Annotated in this window: 19 protein-coding genes; 5 read left to right on the forward strand and 14 right to left on the reverse strand. The window is 36.9% G+C overall.

Annotated elements, in window-relative coordinates:
- The 5 genes from BM084_RS16285 to BM084_RS16305 form a co-directional block, all read right to left on the reverse strand.
- On the reverse strand, nt 1-564 hold the full coding sequence (locus BM084_RS16285) for a TlpA family protein disulfide reductase (RefSeq protein WP_093306097.1): 564 nt from the start codon (nt 562-564) through the stop codon (nt 1-3).
- Between the two features lie 212 nt (nt 565-776).
- A complete protein-coding gene (locus tag BM084_RS16290) occupies nt 777-3,044 on the reverse strand; it encodes an aconitate hydratase (RefSeq protein ID WP_075327605.1) in 2,268 nt (755 codons plus the stop codon).
- Between the two features lie 412 nt (nt 3,045-3,456).
- Nucleotides 3,457-4,410: an AAA family ATPase gene (locus BM084_RS16295; protein WP_093306099.1), complete on the reverse strand. Its 954-nt coding sequence runs from the start codon at nt 4,408-4,410 to the stop codon at nt 3,457-3,459.
- Between the two features lie 10 nt (nt 4,411-4,420).
- The gene (locus BM084_RS16300; protein WP_245764397.1) at nt 4,421-5,866 is read right to left on the reverse strand and encodes a peptidylprolyl isomerase; all 1,446 of its coding nucleotides are present in this window, start codon (nt 5,864-5,866) and stop codon (nt 4,421-4,423) included.
- A complete protein-coding gene (locus tag BM084_RS16305; RefSeq protein ID WP_075327608.1) occupies nt 5,841-6,707 on the reverse strand; it encodes a peptidylprolyl isomerase in 867 nt (288 codons plus the stop codon). The genes BM084_RS16300 and BM084_RS16305 overlap by 26 nt, the downstream gene beginning before the upstream one ends.
- A gap of 258 nt (nt 6,708-6,965) precedes the next feature.
- Here BM084_RS16305 and BM084_RS16310 point away from each other — a divergent pair, with 258 nt between their 5' ends.
- Entirely contained in the window at nt 6,966-7,502 is a 537-nt protein-coding gene (locus BM084_RS16310) for an OmpH/Skp family outer membrane protein (protein WP_093306103.1), read from the forward strand.
- A 99-nt stretch (nt 7,503-7,601) separates the two neighbouring features.
- Here the strand turns inward: BM084_RS16310 and guaB are convergent, their stop codons facing one another.
- The 5 genes from guaB to BM084_RS16335 form a co-directional block, all read right to left on the reverse strand.
- Complete coding sequence (gene guaB, locus BM084_RS16315) at nt 7,602-9,074, reverse strand: IMP dehydrogenase (RefSeq protein WP_075327610.1); 1,473 nt, start codon at nt 9,072-9,074, stop codon at nt 7,602-7,604.
- 94 nt (nt 9,075-9,168) lie between these two features.
- Nucleotides 9,169-10,032, reverse strand: a complete 864-nt coding sequence (locus BM084_RS16320) for a hydroxymethylglutaryl-CoA lyase (protein WP_075327611.1) — start codon at nt 10,030-10,032, stop codon at nt 9,169-9,171.
- A 101-nt stretch (nt 10,033-10,133) separates the two neighbouring features.
- On the reverse strand, nt 10,134-10,748 hold the full coding sequence (locus BM084_RS16325) for a LysE family translocator (protein ID WP_093306105.1): 615 nt from the start codon (nt 10,746-10,748) through the stop codon (nt 10,134-10,136).
- Between the two features lie 3 nt (nt 10,749-10,751).
- The gene (locus BM084_RS16330) at nt 10,752-11,000 is read right to left on the reverse strand and encodes a hypothetical protein (protein ID WP_075327613.1); all 249 of its coding nucleotides are present in this window, start codon (nt 10,998-11,000) and stop codon (nt 10,752-10,754) included.
- Nucleotides 11,001-12,026, reverse strand: coding sequence for a quinone-dependent dihydroorotate dehydrogenase (locus tag BM084_RS16335; RefSeq protein ID WP_075327614.1), 1,026 nt, complete (start codon nt 12,024-12,026; stop codon nt 11,001-11,003). It abuts the gene before it with no gap.
- 110 nt (nt 12,027-12,136) lie between these two features.
- Here BM084_RS16335 and pepT point away from each other — a divergent pair, with 110 nt between their 5' ends.
- Together pepT and BM084_RS16345 are read left to right on the forward strand one after the other, a co-directional pair.
- The gene (gene pepT / locus BM084_RS16340; protein WP_075327615.1) at nt 12,137-13,378 is read left to right on the forward strand and encodes a peptidase T; all 1,242 of its coding nucleotides are present in this window, start codon (nt 12,137-12,139) and stop codon (nt 13,376-13,378) included.
- 22 nt (nt 13,379-13,400) lie between these two features.
- Nucleotides 13,401-13,994 (forward strand): YdeI/OmpD-associated family protein, encoded by a 594-nt coding sequence (locus BM084_RS16345; RefSeq protein WP_075327616.1) that lies wholly within the window; start codon nt 13,401-13,403, stop codon nt 13,992-13,994.
- Between the two features lie 161 nt (nt 13,995-14,155).
- Here the strand turns inward: BM084_RS16345 and yajC are convergent, their stop codons facing one another.
- The 4 genes from yajC to BM084_RS16365 all read right to left on the reverse strand — a co-directional run bounded on the left by yajC (nt 14,156) and on the right by BM084_RS16365 (nt 17,129).
- Entirely contained in the window at nt 14,156-14,482 is a 327-nt protein-coding gene (gene yajC / locus BM084_RS16350; protein ID WP_070053409.1) for a preprotein translocase subunit YajC, read from the reverse strand.
- Between the two features lie 3 nt (nt 14,483-14,485).
- A complete protein-coding gene (locus BM084_RS16355; RefSeq protein WP_075327617.1) occupies nt 14,486-14,950 on the reverse strand; it encodes a DUF1573 domain-containing protein in 465 nt (154 codons plus the stop codon).
- A gap of 48 nt (nt 14,951-14,998) precedes the next feature.
- Nucleotides 14,999-15,943, reverse strand: a complete 945-nt coding sequence (gene nusB, locus BM084_RS16360; protein WP_093306107.1) for a transcription antitermination factor NusB — start codon at nt 15,941-15,943, stop codon at nt 14,999-15,001.
- Between the two features lie 82 nt (nt 15,944-16,025).
- A complete protein-coding gene (locus BM084_RS16365) occupies nt 16,026-17,129 on the reverse strand; it encodes a Glu/Leu/Phe/Val family dehydrogenase (RefSeq protein ID WP_093306109.1) in 1,104 nt (367 codons plus the stop codon).
- Nucleotides 17,130-17,265: 136 nt separating this feature from the next.
- Between BM084_RS16365 and BM084_RS16370 the strand changes: the two genes are divergently transcribed.
- Entirely contained in the window at nt 17,266-19,023 is a 1,758-nt protein-coding gene (locus BM084_RS16370; protein ID WP_075327620.1) for an ABC transporter ATP-binding protein, read from the forward strand.
- 73 nt (nt 19,024-19,096) lie between these two features.
- Nucleotides 19,097-19,477: a PUR family DNA/RNA-binding protein gene (locus BM084_RS16375; protein WP_075327621.1), complete on the forward strand. Its 381-nt coding sequence runs from the start codon at nt 19,097-19,099 to the stop codon at nt 19,475-19,477.
- Nucleotides 19,478-19,492 lie beyond the last annotated feature (15 nt).

Genomic DNA, 19,492 nt, shown 5'->3' on the forward strand with positions numbered 1-19,492 from the left:
TTATTCAGCTAAAAGCTGACTTAACAGGTTTCTAAAATTCTGACTATTCCAGTCGGCCGCGCCTTTTTTATCTACTACAATAGTTCCGCTTTTATCAATTACATAAGTAGAAGGTAAGGTATAACCATCTAAAGGTTTGGGATCTTCTGAGAGCATCCTGTAACTGGAGAAGTTATAGCCTTTACGCTTCAGGAAGTTGTTGGTAGTTTCGTGATCTTCGCCAGAGATAAAATAAAATGCTACATCGTCCTTATAATCTGTATAAAGTTCCTGGAAACTTGGCATTTCAGCAATACAGGGTGGGCACCAGGTAGCCCAGTAATTTACGATTATCACTTTTCCTTTAGATTCAGCAAAATCAACTCTATTCCCATCTTTCGTTTCCAAGGTCCAATTGTAAGTTTCCAGCTCTTTCCTGTCTTCTTCATCTGTTGCCGAAGGGCTAAACGCAAAAATTTTATTTACCACAATTTGAATGGGTTTCCGGGTTTGTGGGATAATCATTACCAGGATAATTACAATAAAAATAATGTTAGACCATTGATTCTTGAAAAGCTTCTTCATTGCCGAATTTTAATACTTAGACGTATATAACAAAGGTACTTAACATCTAAATTTAATCCATAAAAAAGAGGCTGATTAAAATTGATTTTCTCCACGTCACCCTGAACTTGTTTCAGGGTCTAACTCTTAAGAATTTAGATTCTGAAACAAATTCAGAATGACGAGACGATCAAAAATTAATCAGCCTCTTTATAAATATAATCCTAAACTAATTAAGCGGCGTTTTGCTTCTTAATTAAGTTTAAAGCTGAACCATGTTTATACCACTCAATTTGAGGTTGGTTATAAGTATGGTTTGTTTTAATAGTATCCTTACTACCATCAGCATGTACAATCTCTACAGTAATTTGCTTGTCTGGAGCAAAATCTTCAAGATCTATAAAGTTGAAAGTATCGTCTTCCTGGATAAGGTCATAATCGGCCTCATTGTCAAAAGTCAATCCTAACATACCTTGTTTCTTAAGATTGGTTTCGTGAATACGGGCAAAAGATTTTACCAATACCACTTTTACTCCCAGGTGGCGAGGCTCCATAGCCGCGTGCTCTCTAGAAGAACCTTCCCCATAATTGTGGTCTCCTACAACTACAGTTGGAACACCTTCTTTTTTATAAGTACGTTGTACTGCGGGAACACCGTCATACTCACCGGTAAGTTGACTTTTTACAAAGTTTGTCTTTTTATTGTAAGCATTAATAGCCCCAATAAGGCAATTGTTAGAAATATTATCTAAGTGACCTCTGTAACGTAACCACGGTCCTGCCATAGAAATATGGTCGGTAGTACATTTACCAAAAGCTTTAATTAACAACTTAGCTCCCATAAGATTTTTACCATCCCAGGGCTCAAATGGAGTTAATAACTGTAGTCTTTCACTGTCTTCAGCTACTTTTACAACTACAGAGCTTCCATCTTCGTTTGGTGGCACATACCCATCTTCTTCAACATCAAACCCATCAGAAGGTAATTCAATTCCTGTTGGTTCGTCTAACATCACTTCTTCCCCATCTTCATTGATAAGCTTATCGCGAGTTGGATCAAAATCCAATCTACCTGAAATCGCTATTGCAGCAACCATCTCTGGAGAACCTACGAAGGCGTGGGTATTTGGGTTACCATCGGCACGTTTTGAAAAGTTTCGGTTAAAAGAATGCACAATAGTGTTTTTCTCGTCCCCTTTTCTATCACTTCTATCCCACTGCCCAATACAAGGTCCACAGGCATTGGTGAAAATTGTAGCATCAAGATCTTCAAAGATCTTTAACAATCCATCACGTTCTGCAGTAAACCTAATTTGTTCAGATCCTGGATTAATACCAAAATCAGATTTTGCTTTTACTTTTTTATCTACCGCCTGTTTTGCGATAGAAGCTGCCCGGGTTAAATCTTCATAAGAAGAGTTGGTACAGGATCCTATTAATCCCCAGTCTACATTAATTGGCCAGTTGTTTTCTTTTGCTTTAGCACCCATTTCAGAAATAGGAGTTGCTAAATCTGGCGTAAATGGCCCGTTAAGGTGAGGCTTTAATTCTGATAGATTAATTTCAATTACCTCATCAAAATATTGTTCAGGATTTGCATAAACCTCATCATCTCCTGTTAAGTGTTCTTTAATCTCATTGGCGGCGTCTGCAACTTCAGCACGATCTGTAGCACGTAGGTAACGGTCCATAGACTCATCGTACCCAAAAGTTGAAGTGGTGGCACCAACTTCAGCTCCCATATTACAAATAGTTCCTTTTCCGGTAGCCGACATAGAGCGGGCACCTTCGCCAAAATATTCAATAATTGCTCCCGTTCCCCCTTTTACAGTAAGAATCCCGGCAACTTTTAAAATTACATCTTTTGCAGCGGTCCATCCAGAAAGGCTTCCGGTTAGTTTAACGCCAATAAGTTTTGGAAATTTAAGCTCCCAGGCCATTCCGGCCATTACATCTACCGCATCGGCACCCCCAACACCAATGGCAACCATTCCAAGCCCACCGGCATTTACCGTGTGAGAATCGGTACCAATCATCATTCCTCCAGGGAATGCATAGTTTTCTAAAACAACCTGGTGAATAATACCTGCTCCCGGTTTCCAAAAACCAATTCCATATTTGTTAGAAACAGATTCAAGAAAATCAAAAACTTCACTACTTGATTTATTGGCAGCCTGCAAATCTATTGCAGCTCCCATTTTGGCCTGGATAAGGTGATCACAATGCACTGTAGTTGGAACTGCAACCTGTTTTTTCCCGGCTTGCATAAACTGCAATAAAGCCATTTGGGCCGTTGCATCCTGGCAGGCAATCCTGTCTGGCGCAAATTCTACATAGTCTTTTCCTCTTTGGTAAGCCTCTTTGGCTGCACCATCCCATAAATGCGAATAAAGGATTTTTTCTGAAAGGGTTAAAGGTTTTCCAACCACCTCACGTGCAGTATTCACACGTTCGGCCATTTGGCTGTACACCTTCTTGATCATATCAATATCGTATGCCATATTATTATATATTTAGTTCTAAAAAAGTCTAGCAAATTTAAGGATTTCGAGTGGATTTTGAAAATAAGAAGTGATTATCAAAATTTAATGAAAATAATTTTACATTTCATAATTTATAATAACTTAAATTCAACTAAAGATAATATTGGGGATGAATATTATGAATTCCGCAAATTAATATAACCGAATTCTCAAAAATTCAATTACTCGTACTGAATAAATCAAAATTTAAACCCATTCTTGATAAGCAAATGCTGGTGAGACCTTACTTGAATTTCTTGAACCTGTTATTTTAAAGGTGGAATAAGTTTTTTTCTCAGAATTGAGAAAAAAGCCCCAAAAATAGAAAAGCCTTCCAGTACGAAAGTTATGCCCAATTATTTTCAAATAGAATTAAGCGAAATCCCAGCTCTTAATAAAGGTCTCGAATTATTTTTTCTTCTGAAATTCCTTCGGCTTCAGCTTTGTAATTTTTAATAATTCTATGGCGTAAAATTCCAATAGCTACCGCCTGTACATCTTCAATATCGGGGGAGAATTTTCCATTCACCGCTGCGTGAGATTTAGCGGCAAGAATAAGATTTTGAGAGGCTCTTGGCCCTGCTCCCCAATCTAAATAGTTTTTTACAAATTGCAGGGCTTCAGGAGAACCTGGTCTGGTTTTTCCTACCAGTTTCACAGCATATTCCACCACATTATCGGCCACAGGAATTCTACGAATTAATTGCTGAATTTCCACGATTTCTTCCGCAGAAAATAACGCATTTATCTTTTGAGTTTTATCTGAAGTTGTGCTTTTCACCACGTCTACTTCTTCCTGAAAACTTGGGTATTCCAGAAGAATAGAAAACATAAACCGGTCTAACTGCGCTTCAGGTAAGGGATAGGTTCCCTCCTGCTCTATTGGGTTTTGAGTAGCTAGTACAAAATAAGGATTGGCCAACTTGTAATTATGCCCGGCAATGGTTACAGATCTTTCCTGCATAGCTTCTAATAAAGCAGCCTGGGTTTTAGGCGGGGTTCTATTAATCTCGTCGGCAAGGACGATATTTGAAAAAACCGGACCTTTTATGAATTTAAAGCTCCTGTTTTCGTCCAGGATCTCTGCGCCCAAAATATCGCTGGGCATAAGATCTGGGGTGAATTGTATTCTTTTAAAATCGAGGCCTAAAGCCTGGGAAATGGTATTTACCATTAAGGTTTTGGCTAAACCGGGAACCCCAACCAACAACGAATGCCCTCCTGAAAAAACCGAAAGCAGGATTTGGTCTATAACCACATCCTGCCCTACTATTATTTTGGCAATTTCTTTCTTTAAATCCCGGTGTTTAACCACCAGTTTTTCTACTAGAGCAACGTCTGACATTGATAAAATGCTATTTTTTTAACCAGTTACTGCTATACTCACAGTCTTTAAACTTTCCGTTTACTTTTATATAGGTATCTCCTATTTTTTCCTGTTGCCACTCTTCTATAGCTTCTAACTGTTTATCTCTTAACGCAAGCTCTTTGATCTTTGTAAAATCTGTAGCGTAATTAGCTTCGTGCTCCGCTATTCTTTTATTTACTTTTATAAGTTTAAAAAACGGGCGCCCGGTTCTATCCTGGTCGCGCATTCTTAAAGAAAGTTCACCTTCCTGCAAATCTCCTACCTCATCATACAATTTTGGGTCTATCTTAGAAAGTTCAAAACGAGTATCACCCGTTCTTGGGTTTATAAGTTTCCCACCATCTCCCCTGGTTTCTTCTTCATCAGAAAATTCACGGGCAGCTTCAGCAAAATCTAAAACCCCTTCGTCTACTCTTTTTCTAATGCTATCAATTTTTGCCTTGGCTTCTTCTACTGAAGCATTGGTAACATCTGGAATAAGTAGTATATGTCTTAGGTCTATGTTTTGTCCTCTAATTCTATCTACCTGGATAATATGAAAACCGAATTCGGTTTCAAAAGGTTCGCTCACTTCCCCTGCTTGAAGACTAAAAGCTACGTCTTTAAATTCTTTTACAAAATTATCTTTTCTTGAAAGAGAAATTCTACCCCCGTCCCTTGCACTTCCAGGGTCTTGAGAATATAACACCGCTTTAGTGGCAAAGCTGGCGTCGTTATCTAAAACATCTGCCCTAAAGTCTTTTAAACGATCAATTACTTTTTGTTTTTCACTTTCAGGAATTTCCGGCTCTACAACAATTTGAGAAAGCTCTACTTCTTCTCCAAAAACCGGTAATTCGTCTTCGGGAATGCTTTCGTAATAAGCTCTTACTTCTTCAGGAGTAATTTCTACATTTTCCACAATTCTTTGCTGCATACGGTTTGCTAACTGTCGCTCTTTATTAAGCTCGAACAATTCGCTTCTAAATTCAGCTTCATTTTCTTTATTGTAGAATTCCAGGACTTTATCCATAGAACCTACCTGGCGTACCATTTCAGAAATTTGCTGATCTATATAACTATTAACCTCGGCATCCATTACAATAATACTATCCTGGATGGCGTGGTGTGCATAAAGTTTGTTTTCCATAAGGGAACCGGCCAGTTGGCAATCGGTCACATCTGCAGTAGACATTCCCTGGCTTTGCATATCTTTGTACATCATATCTACATCGCTGTCAAGAATAATATAATCTCCAATTACAGCCGCAATTCCGTCTACTTTACGACGTTCTGAATTGTTAGTTTCGGCAACGGTATTTTGTGCGATCTCCTCTTCTGGTTGAATTGAGGTACTATCGGTTACAATCACATCTTGCGAATAACCGGTAAAACCCAGTAAAACGGCCAAAAGAAAGCCCGTATTTTTAATTATAGATTTCAAATTGTTCATTTTTAATTGCATCTTTTGTAATATCTTTTTCCAGTTCTTTTATTAAATTTCTTTTTCGCTTATTAAGCAAAATCTTTTCTATGGTAGGTTCTGCATACTCAAATGGAGCATCCTGCCCATGTTCCAACACATCATTTACGTAGATCAAATATACACCTAATGAATCTTCTACCTCAAAAAAATTAGATTTGTTTAATAGATTGTCCCTATTATTAGATGATAACGCGGGGATCTTATCGTAAACCGTTTTAATCTTTACCCAAACCGAATCGTTTAACGAGTAATTTTTAAACTGAAGCGATAATTTTTCAAGTTCTTCTTTATCCTCTTCATTAAAGCGTTTGAGATAAGTTTTTATTTCCTCTATATTAGTATTATTCTCTTCCAGGCTTACATACCTTAGTTTCAATAAATCTTCAGTAAGTTTAAAATTTCCTTTATTTTCTTCAAAATACACCTTTTTCTCGCTCTTGGTTAAACTACTATCTAATTGCCTGCCTACTACAGCATCTTTATATGCACTTGTATAAAGTTCATTTTTATAGTTTTCTATAAGGTCTCTAAACTCTTTTTGCTGACTTTCAGGAAGGTTTAATTGCGCCCGGTCTATAAGTAATTGCTGTGTTGCCCAACGTGTAATGTAATTAGACACAATAAGACTACTGTCTTCTGTAGACGTATTTTCGTTAATTAAAGCATTAATATCTTCTTCATACAAATAAGAATCGTTCACTCTTACTATCACTTTACGCGCTTCATCTTTCTCAAAATAAGTACAACTTGCGAGCAAAAAAGCGGCAATTAAAGAAACTATAAAAAACGATGATATCTTCAAATTCATTAAGTTGAGATAGCAATTTACATACCATTTTTAAAAGACTAACAGCCTGTAATTTGCGCGTAGGCAAAAATAAGAATTCCTATAGGTTCTACAAGCTTATGGCTAAACGATTATAAGCTTCTTAAAATTATAATTTTAAAATGAAATAGGCTTGTTAAATTGAAAATGACTAAAATAATTTTGAAGCTGCAATAGTTTTAAGAGATTTTGTATGAATAATTAAAACCTGCTATTATATTTGCCAAAAACAATATTATTATGACACGCAGCAGTTTATTAATTGCTTTTTTATGTTTTAGCGTTTTTGTTAGCGCACAAACAAAAGTAGGAACCATAGATACCGATTACATCCTTTCCCAAATGCCCGAAATGGAAGAGGTAAATGAAGGCTTACAGGCTTACGATAAGCAATTACAACAAGATTTCCAGGGAAGTGTGAAAAAATATGACACCCTGGTAAAGAGCTACCAGGCAAATGTAGAAACACTTGCCGATGAAGCCCGGCAACAAAGTGAATCTGAAATTATTGAATTGGAAAACCAAATCAAGCAATTTAGACAAAGAGCCCAGGTAATGATGCAAATGAGACGAAACGAACTTACCAATCCGCTTTACGAAAAAATTAATGTCGCTATGCGAGCAGTAATACAGGAAGAAGGTTTTACGCAAATTCTTCACGCCGGTGGAAACAGTCTTGCTTTTTCGGCTGAAGAATATGATATTACCGAAAAAGTAATGAATAAAATGGGAATTGAAATTCCTGAAACAACAGAAGAAGAAGAAGAAGAAGAATAGAGTTTAGAGACTCTATTTCATTTAATACTGGAATAAATAAGTAAGACCCCACAGGTTCATAAAACTTGTGGGGTCTATATTTTTGAATAGCCGTCCAGTCTACCTACTGTAATTAGGCGACTCGTTGGTAATAGTTACATCGTGCGGGTGGCTCTCGTGAATTCCTGAAGCGGTAATCTTCACAAACTTTGCATTTTCCTTTAATGTTGGAATATCTTTCGCGCCGCAATAACCCATCCCGGCTTTTAAACCACCTACAAACTGGTGTATACTTTCTTCCAGCTCTCCTTTATAAGGAACCCTACCAACAATACCTTCCGGTACAAGTTTCTTTATATCATCTTCCACATCCTGGAAATAACGATCTTTAGAGCCTTTTTGCATAGCCTCTACAGATCCCATACCGCGATAGGATTTAAATTTTCTTCCTTCGTAAATAATTGTTTCCCCTGGAGATTCTTTAGTTCCGGCAAGCAAGGATCCAAGCATTACACAATCGGCTCCGGCAGCTAAAGCTTTAGGAATATCACCGGTATAGCGAATTCCGCCATCGGCAATTACCGGAACGCCAGTTCCTTTTAGTGCTGCTGCAACTTCAAGAACTGCAGAAAATTGAGGAAATCCAACTCCTGCCACAACTCTGGTAGTACAAATTGAACCGGGACCAATTCCTACTTTTACCGCATCTGCTCCGGCTTCAGCTAAATATTTAGCAGCTTCACCAGTAGCAATATTTCCTACTACCACTTCTAAATCAGGGAACTTTGCTTTTACGTCTTTTAAAACCGAAACCACACCTCTGGTATGCCCATGTGCAGTATCAATAATAATTGCATCTACCCCTGCATTAACCAAAGCCTCTGCTCTATCTACCGCATCTGCGGTTACCCCAATGGCTGCAGCAACACGAAGTCTTCCAAAGCTATCTTTATTTGCATTAGGCTTTTGGGTAAGTTTAGTAATATCCCTAAAAGTTATAAGCCCAACAAGCTTGTTATCTTTATTAACCACAGGAAGTTTTTCAATCTTATTTTCCTGTAAAATATCTTCTGCCTCGTCCAGCGAAGTGCCTTCGGCCACAGTTACCAGGTTTTCTGAAGTCATAACCTCAGCAATTGGCCTGCTATTATTTTTTTCAAATCTAAGGTCCCTGTTTGTAACAATGCCCAGCAATTTCCCATCATCGTCTACAATTGGGATTCCACCAATACTATGCTCGCGCATATTTGCTTTCGCATCGCTCACATTGGCAGTAATAGGTAAAGTAACGGGATCTATAATCATTCCGCTTTCGGCACGCTTTACTTTACGAACTTTAAGTGCCTGTTGCTCGGCAGTCATATTCTTATGCAAAACACCAATTCCGCCTTCCCTGGCCATAGCAATAGCCATCCTGGATTCGGTAACCGTATCCATTGCGGCCGAGATTATGGGCACATTTATAGAAATGTTTTTTGTGAATTTTGTGCGAATACTTACTTCTCGAGGTAGTACTTCAGAGTAAGCGGGAACTAGCAATACATCATCGTAAGTAAGGCCTTCTCCTAAGATTTTGGAATCGTGTGCGATCATAGCAATTAAAGATTTAATTGCGTGCAAATATAAGCTTTTTATAGCAAAATTTGGCTTAAAAGATATTAGTTATCAGAAAATTAAATTATAAGATTTAATGATAAGCGGTAAAGATTTTAGATGCTTCGTTATAGGCCGATTCAAAACTCGTCATTTTTATATTTGAATCTGCTTTTTTGGAATTGAAATAGGAAAGCATTTTTTCTGAAGGCATATTTCCTGTTAATTCGTCTTTGGCCATTGGGCAACCGCCAAATCCCTGGATCGCTCCGTCAAATCTTCTACAACCCGATTTGTATGCTGCATCAATTTTTTCGTGCCACTTTGTTGGGGTGGTATGGAGATGAGCTCCAAATTCAATTTCAGGATATTCTGGAATTAAATTTGAAAATAAATATTCAATTATATCAGGAGTAGAGCTCCCAATAGTATCAGATAAAGAAAGGATTTTCACTCCCATGGCCGACAATTTTTCTGTCCACTCCCCTACTATCTCCACATTCCATGGATCTCCATAAGGATTCCCAAAGCCCATAGAAAGATAGGCTACTACTTCTTTGTTTGTTTTTTCAGCAATTTCCAGGATCTCACTTAAAATATCTACCGATTCGGCGATGGTTTTATGCGTATTACGCATCTGGAAATTTTCAGAAATAGAAAACGGATAGCCCAGATAATCAATTTCGTTGTGAACGGAAGCATTCTCTGCACCCCGGGTATTGGCAACAATAGCCAGTAATTTACTTTTAGTGGTGCTCAAATCTAGTTTGGATAAAACCTCGGCAGAATCTGCCATTTGCGGGATTGCTTTAGGGGAAACAAAACTTCCAAAATCTATGGTATCAAATCCGCAGCGCAATAAAGATTGAATATACTGTACCTTTTTTTCGGTAGGAATAAAGGTTTTAATTCCCTGCATTGCATCTCGTGGACACTCTATAAGCTTGATTTTATCCATACTTTCAAAGATAGTATTTTAAGGAATATCTAAAAACCTTTAGAAATTAATTCATTTTATTAAATTGAAAGTATAATAGCACCGCTCTAACTAAGTTTCTTTTAAACTAATATAAAAACTGCAATTCCTATAAAAACTACAATTTGCAACCATTTTAAAACCACCCCAGAATGTTTATGTAATTTAAGATAGGTAGATATTTTTCCCGCCAGCAAGGCTACGCTTCCAAAAATAAGAATGGTTAAAAGCATAAAAATGGCTCCCAGAATATAAAATTGGATCACTGTATTTCCTCCGGGCTCCCAAAGAAAACCCGGAAAGAATGCGAGAAAAAAGATAGTAACTTTAGGGTTCAGCATATTCATTATAAAACCCTGTTTAAAAAGTGATAACAGGGATTTTTCTTTTATTCCTTCAGCCGAATAGGCAATTTCGGGATCACTTTTGTAAACCTGCCAGGCGAGATATAAAAGGTAAACAGCGCCGAACAGTTTAATAATAAAAAAGAGGCTTTCAGAACTTTTAATTATAGCTGAAACTCCAAAGGCCACAAGACTGGTATGAATAATAATCCCCGCAGCAAGCCCCAAAGCAGTTACAAGACCTTGTTTTTTTCCATTGGCCATTCCCTGTACCATTACATAAATAATATCGGGACCGGGAGAAATGGTAAGAATTGCCGAGGCAGTTAAAAACGGAATAAGTTGTTCTAACAAAATTTATCTTCTTTCAGATTTTTTCCTAGTAAGCAAAAAATAAATCACGTAAAACCAGCTAAAAATTCCGTGTATAATCATTAATAAAACCGAACGGTTACGCTCCCATGAGGTGATGGCAGCTACAACGGTTCCTAAACTAATCCCATTCCTAATTACTGTATGGGTAACTTCAGAAGTAGTTTCAGAGAAGCTATAGGCATCAAGACTAATTATAACTATTAATAAAAAACTTAGGTGAAATTTCTTCATTTATGACTTGTTTTTAGCTAAAATTGCCTGGTTAATCTTTTTTATTAATTCTGGGCCTTCATAAATAAACCCCGTATAAAGTTGTACTAAACTGGCACCGGCTTCAAGTTTTTCCAAAGCATCTTTTGCAGAATGAATTCCGCCTACACCAATTATAGGAAAAGCTTTATTGCTTTTTTCAGAAAGAAACCTAATCACTTCTGTAGCGCGATTTTTTAGGGGTTTTCCGCTTAGGCCGCCCATTTCGTTCTTGTTTTCTGACTGTAAATCATCTCGCGCAATGGTGGTATTTGTAGCAATAACCCCGGCAATTTTAGTTTCCTTAACTATGTCTATAATATCTAAAAGTTGCGCATCAGTAAGATCGGGTGCAATTTTTAGTAGAATTGGTTTCTGTTTTGGCTTTGTAGCGTTTAAGCTTTGCAGCGTATTTAGTAAATTAGTGAGTGGCTCTTTATCCTGTAATTCCCGTAAGTTTGGAGTATTGGGGGAACTCACATTTACCACAAAATAATTCACATAATTGTAGAGTGCTTCAAAACAAATCTTATAATCGTCTACGGCATTCTCGTTTGGCGTAATTTTATTTTTACCAATATTTCCGCCAATCAGCACGTTTTTATTTTTTTTTAGTCTTTCAACAGCGGCTTCTACACCATCGTTGTTAAAACCCATTCGGTTAATAATCGCGCCGTCTTCTTTTAATCTGAATAATCGCTTTTTTTCATTTCCGGGTTGCGGCTTTGGAGTCACGGTACCAATTTCAATAAAACCGAAGCCAAGATCTGATAATTCCTGAAATAGCTTTGCGTCTTTATCAAAACCGGCAGCAAGCCCAACCGGATTTTTAAACTTTAAACCGAAAACTTCACGCTCTAACCTCGAATCTTCCACCCGAAAATTCTTCCGCACAAAACTTTTAAAAGCAGCTGTTTTGCCGAATTTCTTTAGTGTTTTAAAGGTGAAGTGATGTACCCATTCCGGGTCAAAACGAAATAATAAAGGCCTAATCGAAGATTTATACATGGCGGTTGGTTTGTGCAAAAATAGCAGAAATCATAAAAAACCGGCAGTAAATCTTAAAAGGTTTTGAAGCTGAAACGTGAATGTTTAATTTTGAATCAAACTACTAACCAATGATTAATAAACAGCGCATCATAGATCGCTTTATTAGCTATATTACAATTGATACCCAAAGCGATCCCCATAGCACAACAACTCCAAGCACCGACAAACAATGGGTTTTAGCCCAAAAACTGGCTAGTGAATTAAAAGAAATGGGAATGACCGAGGTAAGCATAGACGATCACGCCTATGTAATGGCTACGCTCCCGGCAAATGTTCCGCATAAAGTACCGGTAATTGGATTTATTTCGCATTTTGATACTTCGCCAGATTTTAATGCTACCAATATAAAACCCCAAATTATTGAAAATTACGACGGTAATGATATTATCCTGAATAAGGAAAAAAACATCATATTATCTTCAGAATATTTTGATGATTTAAAACAATATAAAGGCCAAACCATAATTACAACCGATGGTACCAGCCTTTTAAGCGCCGATGATAAAGCGGGAATTACCGAGATTATGACCGCAATGAAATATTTGCTGGATAATCCTGAAATTCCTCACGGGAAAATTAGGGTAGGTTTTACACCCGATGAAGAAATAGGTCGTGGTGCTCATAAATTTGATGTAGAAAAATTTGGTGCAGAATGGGCGTATACTATGGATGGTAGCCAAATTGGCGAACTGGAATTTGAGAATTTTAATGCCGCAAAAGCAATTGTTAAAGTTAATGGGAAAGGTGTTCACCCCGGCTACGCAAAAGATAAAATGGTAAACAGCCAGTATATTGCCGTAGATTTTATTAACTCGCTACCGCGTTTGGAAACCCCAGAGCATACTGAAGGCAGACAGGGATTTTTTCACCTAAGTGATATGAAAGGCGATGTTGAAGAAACCGTGTTGGAATATATAATTCGGGATCACGATTTAGGCCATTTTGAAGCTCGTAAAGAAATGATACAGGACCTGGCTTCAGAGATTTGTTCGCAATATGAAAATGATTGTATTTCAGTTGAAATTATCGATCAATATTTTAATATGAAAGAAAAAATAGAGCCGGTAATGCATATTATTGAAATAGCTGAGAATGCAATGAAGGCAGTAAATGTTGAGCCTATTTTAAAACCAATTCGTGGCGGAACTGATGGCGCGCAACTAAGTTACATGGGACTACCCTGTCCTAATATTTTTGCCGGCGGCCACAACTTCCACGGGAAGTATGAATATGTACCGGTAGAAAGTATGCAAAAAGCCACTGAAGTAATTGTGAAAATCGCTGAATTAACTTCAGAAAATTATAAGTAATCAGTTTGTCTAAAAGTTAAAAATGGCAGTAAAATCGGTAGATCAGTATATTGAAACCCACCCAACCTGGGAGCAGGAATTACTTTCTTTACGTGAAATACTACAAAACACTGAATTGGAAGAATGTATAAAATGGGGTGCACCCGTTTATGCTTTAGATGGGAAAAATGTAGTAGGAATGGCTGCTTTTAAAAATCATTGTGCACTTTGGTTTTTTAATGGCGCTTTATTAAAAGAAAATACCGCTTTACTTTACAATGCCCAGGAAGATAAAACCAAAGCTTTAAGACAAATAAGGTTTAAAAAAGAAGATGAAATAAAACCGGAAATTCTTCAGAAGTATATAGCCGAAGCCATACAGAATCAACGGGAAGGAAAAGAAATAAAACCTTTAAAAAATAAAACACTGGTACTGCCTTTAGATCTCAAAGAGGCATTAGAAAAAGATGAACATTTCAAGAATTCCTATTATCAGTTAACTAAAGGTAAACAAAGGGAATACGCCGATTATATTTCTGAAGCAAAAAGAGAGGTTACAAAAAAATCCCGCCTGGAGAAAATTAAACCGATGATTCTAAGCGGGGTCGGGTTAAATGATAAGTATAAAAATTGCTAAGATCTTTTATAAGAACCTAAAACAGTTTCTGTTTCTAATATCTTAGATTCTGAAACGAGTTCAGAATGACGTTTTTTACAGTTCTTAAATCTTCTATAAAATAAGAATCCCCAGCGCTATGGCCTGGGGATTCTAAATTCTATTGATTAAAACAGAAAAAACTATTTCTTTTCTTTAATAGCTTTTGCCTTACTTTCTTTTTCTGGCTTCGCCGGTTCGTTGAGTTTTTTACTCATTTCCATCGAGATGGAAGAACGATCAAAGGTTATTTTTCCTGCTCCGGTTTCTATAATTACCGCATTATTTTTTTCGCTAAAATCAACAATTTTGCCGTGCATTCCGCTTTTGGTAACCACACGGTCACCACGCTTTAATTCTGATGCAAAATTACGTTCCTGTTTAGCTTTTTTCATTTGCGGGCGTATCATAAAAAAATACACCACCACAAACATTAATATTATTGGGGCAAACTGGGTTAATTGATCCATTTACTAGCTAGCATTTTCTTCGGTTTCTACAAAGGCTTTAATTCTAAGACGCTCTGTACCAGCTTCAGTATTAGCAGTTACTGTAACAGTTTTTGTTACCTGTCCTTTTCCAGAACCGTTGAATTTAACCAACATTTCACCACTTTCTCCTGGCTGAATTGGTTCTTTGGTCCAGGTTGGTACTGTACAGCCGCAAGTACTTTTTGCATTGGTAATTACCAATGGTGCCTGGCCGGTATTAGTGAATGTAAAAGTATGCTCTACGTTCTCACCTTTTGGAATATTCCCGAAATCATGTTCAGATTTCTCAAATTCCATTTTAGGATAAACAGTAGCCTGAGCATCACGCTCTGCAGCGCTTTCTACGTTTTCGGCTTTAACTTTTTCTGAGGCGTTATTGTTGTTTTCTTTACAAGAAGTAAATAGCAGCGCCCCTACTGCAGCTAACATTAAGATTCCATTTTTCATAATAGTGAACTTTATAATTTAATTTTTAAAAATAAGAAATTTTATTGACTACATAAGGCCCCGCCCTACTTTATTTAACTTATTATCATCTTTATATTCTTTAGAAAGTTTATCTAAAACTCCGTTAATAAAAATGCTACTCTTTGGGGTACTATACTCTTTGGCAAGTTCCAGGTATTCGTTAATAGTAACCTTTACCGGGATTGATGGGAACTTTAAAAACTCACAAATTGCCATTTTAATAAGGATCATATCAATTTCAGCAATTCTATCTTTATCCCAATTGGGGGTTTTCCCTAGCATTTCGTTGGCCAGAGTTTCATCATTCAAATACGTTTTTCTGAATAATTCTTTGGCAAAATCTTTATCCTCTTCATTTTTATATAGTTTCCCTATCTTAAGATTTTCAGCAGAATTAGGCTTTAATTTCTGAAGGAATTTCAGCACGGCCGTGTTTACCAGCGGTAGATCGTCTACCCAGGTAAGTTTCGCATCTTCTAGATAATCGTATAATTTTTCATTGGGTGCTATTACTTCTTTAAAAATAGCTATGATAAACTCTTTGTCTTCTTTAAAACTGGAATCGCGGGTTTCCATGTAATTTTCGTAAAGATCGCTCTTCTTTATCTCCTGCCAGATAATTTGTACATAATCATCATCCCTTTTCCAGTGTGTTATTTTTCTTGATTCCAGTGCGTCCTGCAGGCTTTCATTATGCTCTAGAATTTCAAAAATGGAGTTAGAAACAAATTTTTTATTAGGATCTTTATCTTCGCTGGTAGCAAGATGTTTTTGTTGGGATTTTTCTAAAAAGTTTTCGGCCTGGCCCTTTAGTTCTGCAATTAGGCTTAATTGTACAAGGAACAGGTCGTACATCTCTTCCATACTTTTAAGCAGGAATCTCTCCTCGGTTCCCAGGTTGTCGTTTTGGCTTTGGTTAAAGGCGTAAAGTGATTGCATTACTTTAACCCGAATATGTCTTCTTGTCAACATAAGTGTAAAAGAACTTTTTAGAATTAGAAAAGGCGAAAGAATATTCTTTCGCCTTGCAAAAATACCAAACTTTTGAAATTGATTACTTCAAATTTTGTTTTTTTCTATCATCAATTCTTTGCTGTGCAATTTTAAGTGCTGCAAAGTGGGATGTCATATCTTCCTTATCTGCTTTAGAAAGAATTTCTAGCGTAGTATTGTAGATATTTTCAGTCTTACGTATAATTTCCTTTTTATCATAATTCTCTAATTCGGCGTAAACATTTATAATTCCGCCGGCATTAATTAGAAAATCCGGAGCGTAAACAATTCCTCTTTCTCTTAAAATTGTACCGTGAGTAACCTCATCAGCCAACTGGTTATTGGCAGCACCGGCAATTACCTTAGCCTCAATACGGTTTACTGTATCATCGTTAATGGTAGCGCCAAGGGCACAGGGGGCGTAAATATCTACTTCGGCTGCATATACATCAGCGTCATCATAAATAATTGCTCCATATTTATTTTTTACTGCTTCAAGACGTTCTTCGTTAATATCACTGATAAAAACTTTAGCTCCATCTTGAGTTAAATGCTCTACAAGGGTCTCACCAACGTGACCAATCCCCTGAACCAATACGGATTTCCCTTCAAGATCGTCACTTCCAAATTTGTGTTTTGCAGCGGCTTTTATTCCCATAAAAACACCGTAAGCGGTTATTGGAGATGGGTTTCCTGCTCCACCTTTATCTTCAGAAATTCCGGTAACGTATTTAGTTACTTCACGAACAGTATCCATATCTGCAGTTTCCATTCCCACATCTTCTGCTGTGATATATTTTCCGCTAAGGGAATCTACAAAACGTCCAAAACTTTTCATAAGTTCAGGAGTTTTTTGGGTTTTAGCATCCCCAATAATTACGGCTTTTCCACCGCCAAGATTAAGTCCGGTAATCGCACTTTTAAAGGTCATACCTCGAGAAAGACGCAAAACATCATTTAAGGCTTCCCATTCACTGCTGTAATTCCACATTCGGGTACCACCAAGTGCTGGTCCTAAAACCGTGTTATGAATACCAATAATTGCCTTTAAACCTGTATCTTTGTCGTTGCAAAAAACTACTTGCTCGTGGTTGTCAAAAGAGAGCTGACCGAATACCGGTGCAGACTTTTTAAGTTCATTTGCATTTAGAACATCAACTTGCATAACTTGTTACATTTTATAAATTAGTGTTTTCATATTTCTGAAAATCACAGTGCAAAAATAAAGAATATTTCAACAAAGAGGTTTTTAAAACGTGTTAAAATAACATATCCTCAATTTTTAGCTTTTTTACTCTTAAATGAAGAACCTTAAGCATCTCAATAAATATTTCCTGAAGTATAAATGGAAACTACTAATTGGCCTCGTAATTACCATCGTTGCCCGTATTTTCGCATTGTATTATATTCCGTTAATCGGTGATTCTACTGATGCGATAGAGCAATATATTAACGGTGAAATAAGTACTATTGACGTTCTTAGAACCGAACTTGCTATAAACATTGCGCTAATTATAGGAGCAACATTAGTAGCTGCATTTCTTACCTTTTTAATGCGACAGACCTTTATTGTGGTTTCGCGTTATATTGAATTTGATCTTAAAAACGAGATTTACAAACACTACCAGGAACTTTCGCTTAATTTTTATAAAAAGAACCGTACCGGCGATTTAATGAATAGAATTAGCGAAGATGTGAGTAAAGTAAGGATGTACCTTGGCCCGGCCATTATGTACACGGTTACCACGTTCACTTCTACCGTTGTGGTTTTAATTTTTATGGTTCAGGCAGCGCCAGAGCTCACTTTATATACTGTAGCACCCTTACCGGTTTTAGCATTTTCTATCTATAAAATTAGCGTTGCCATTCATAAACGCAGTACTGTAGTGCAACAATATCTTTCCAGGCTCAATACATTTACACAGGAGAGTTTCAGTGGAATTGCCGTTATAAAATCTTACGGGATGGAAACCCAGATTAACCACAATTTCGTAGACCTGGCTAATGGAAGTCGCGATAAAAATATTGATTTGGTTAAAGTCCAGGCTTTTTTCTTCCCGCTAATGGTATTATTAATAGGGATTAGTAATGTACTGGTAATTTATATAGGTGGTAATCAATATATAAACGGCGAGATTGATAATATTGGAGTTATTGTTGAATTTCTCCTCTATGTAAATATGCTTACCTGGCCAATTGCATCTATAGGTTGGGTAACTTCTTTAGTACAGCAAGCTGATGCTTCCCAGGAACGCATCAATGAATTTTTAGACGAAAAACCTGAAATTACGAATAAGAAAAAAACACCAGATGAAATTCACGGGAGCATCGCTTTTAATAATGTGAGTTTTACCTACGATGATACGAATATTACTGCGCTTAAAAATGTTTCTTTTGAAGTTGAAAGTGGAGAAACTCTCGCCATAATTGGAAAAACCGGCGCAGGAAAATCTACCATCCTGGAACTTATTGGAAGACTGTATGATGTTGACCAGGGCACTATTAGTATAGACGGAAAAAATATTGAAAATCTAAACCTGGATAGCTTAAGAAACAGCATTGGTTACGTTCCCCAGGATGCATTTTTATTTAGTGATTCTATTAAAAACAATATCAAATTCGGAAAAACCAATGCCAGCGACGAAGAAATTTTTGAAGCTGCCAAAAATGCATCGGTTCATAAAAATATTGTTGGCTTCAGCAAAGGTTATGATACGGTTTTAGGAGAACGCGGTATAACGCTTTCCGGCGGTCAAAAGCAACGTGTTTCTATTGCGCGTGCCATAATTCACGATCCTAAGATCTTATTGTTTGACGATTGTCTTTCTGCCGTAGATACTGAAACTGAAGAGGCTATACTGAATAACCTTTTTAAAATTTCAAAAGAAAAAACGACCATAATTGTAAGTCACAGGATTTCTTCAGCAAAAAATGCCGATAAAATTATTATCCTGGAAGACGGCGCTATAGTGCAACAAGGGACTCATTCCCAATTACTAAACCAGCAAGGCTATTACAAAGAATTGTATGCAAAACAGCTAAATGAAAAAGAAATGTGAAAATTTTTTGCTAGATGTTAAAAATTTTTAGATTTTTGAGCAGTACTAAACCAAATTATAAAGAATCTATTTTATGAGCGACAAGGGAATGATGGAGAAAGAAGAAATATTCTCTAAAGTGCTAAGGGCCGGAAGAAGAACTTACTTCTTTGATGTGAGAGCCACACGTGCAGACGATTATTACCTAACTATTACCGAGAGTAAAAAGTTTACCAACGATGACGGTTCTTTTTTCTACAAAAAACACAAAATTTACCTTTACAAAGAGGATTTTGCCGGTTTTAATGAAATTTTACAGGAAATGACCGACTTTATTCTGAATGAAAAAGGAGAAGAGGTAATTAGCGAACGTCACCAGAAAGATTTCAAAAAAGAATATGAAACTTCAGAAAACGGTGAGACGCAAGGTGTTTCTCCAGAGAAGTTTACCGATGTGAGTTTTGACGACATCTAAAATTTTACCTGAGCA

Source organism: Salegentibacter agarivorans (assembly GCF_900113135.1).
Taxonomy (GTDB): domain Bacteria; phylum Bacteroidota; class Bacteroidia; order Flavobacteriales; family Flavobacteriaceae; genus Salegentibacter; species Salegentibacter agarivorans.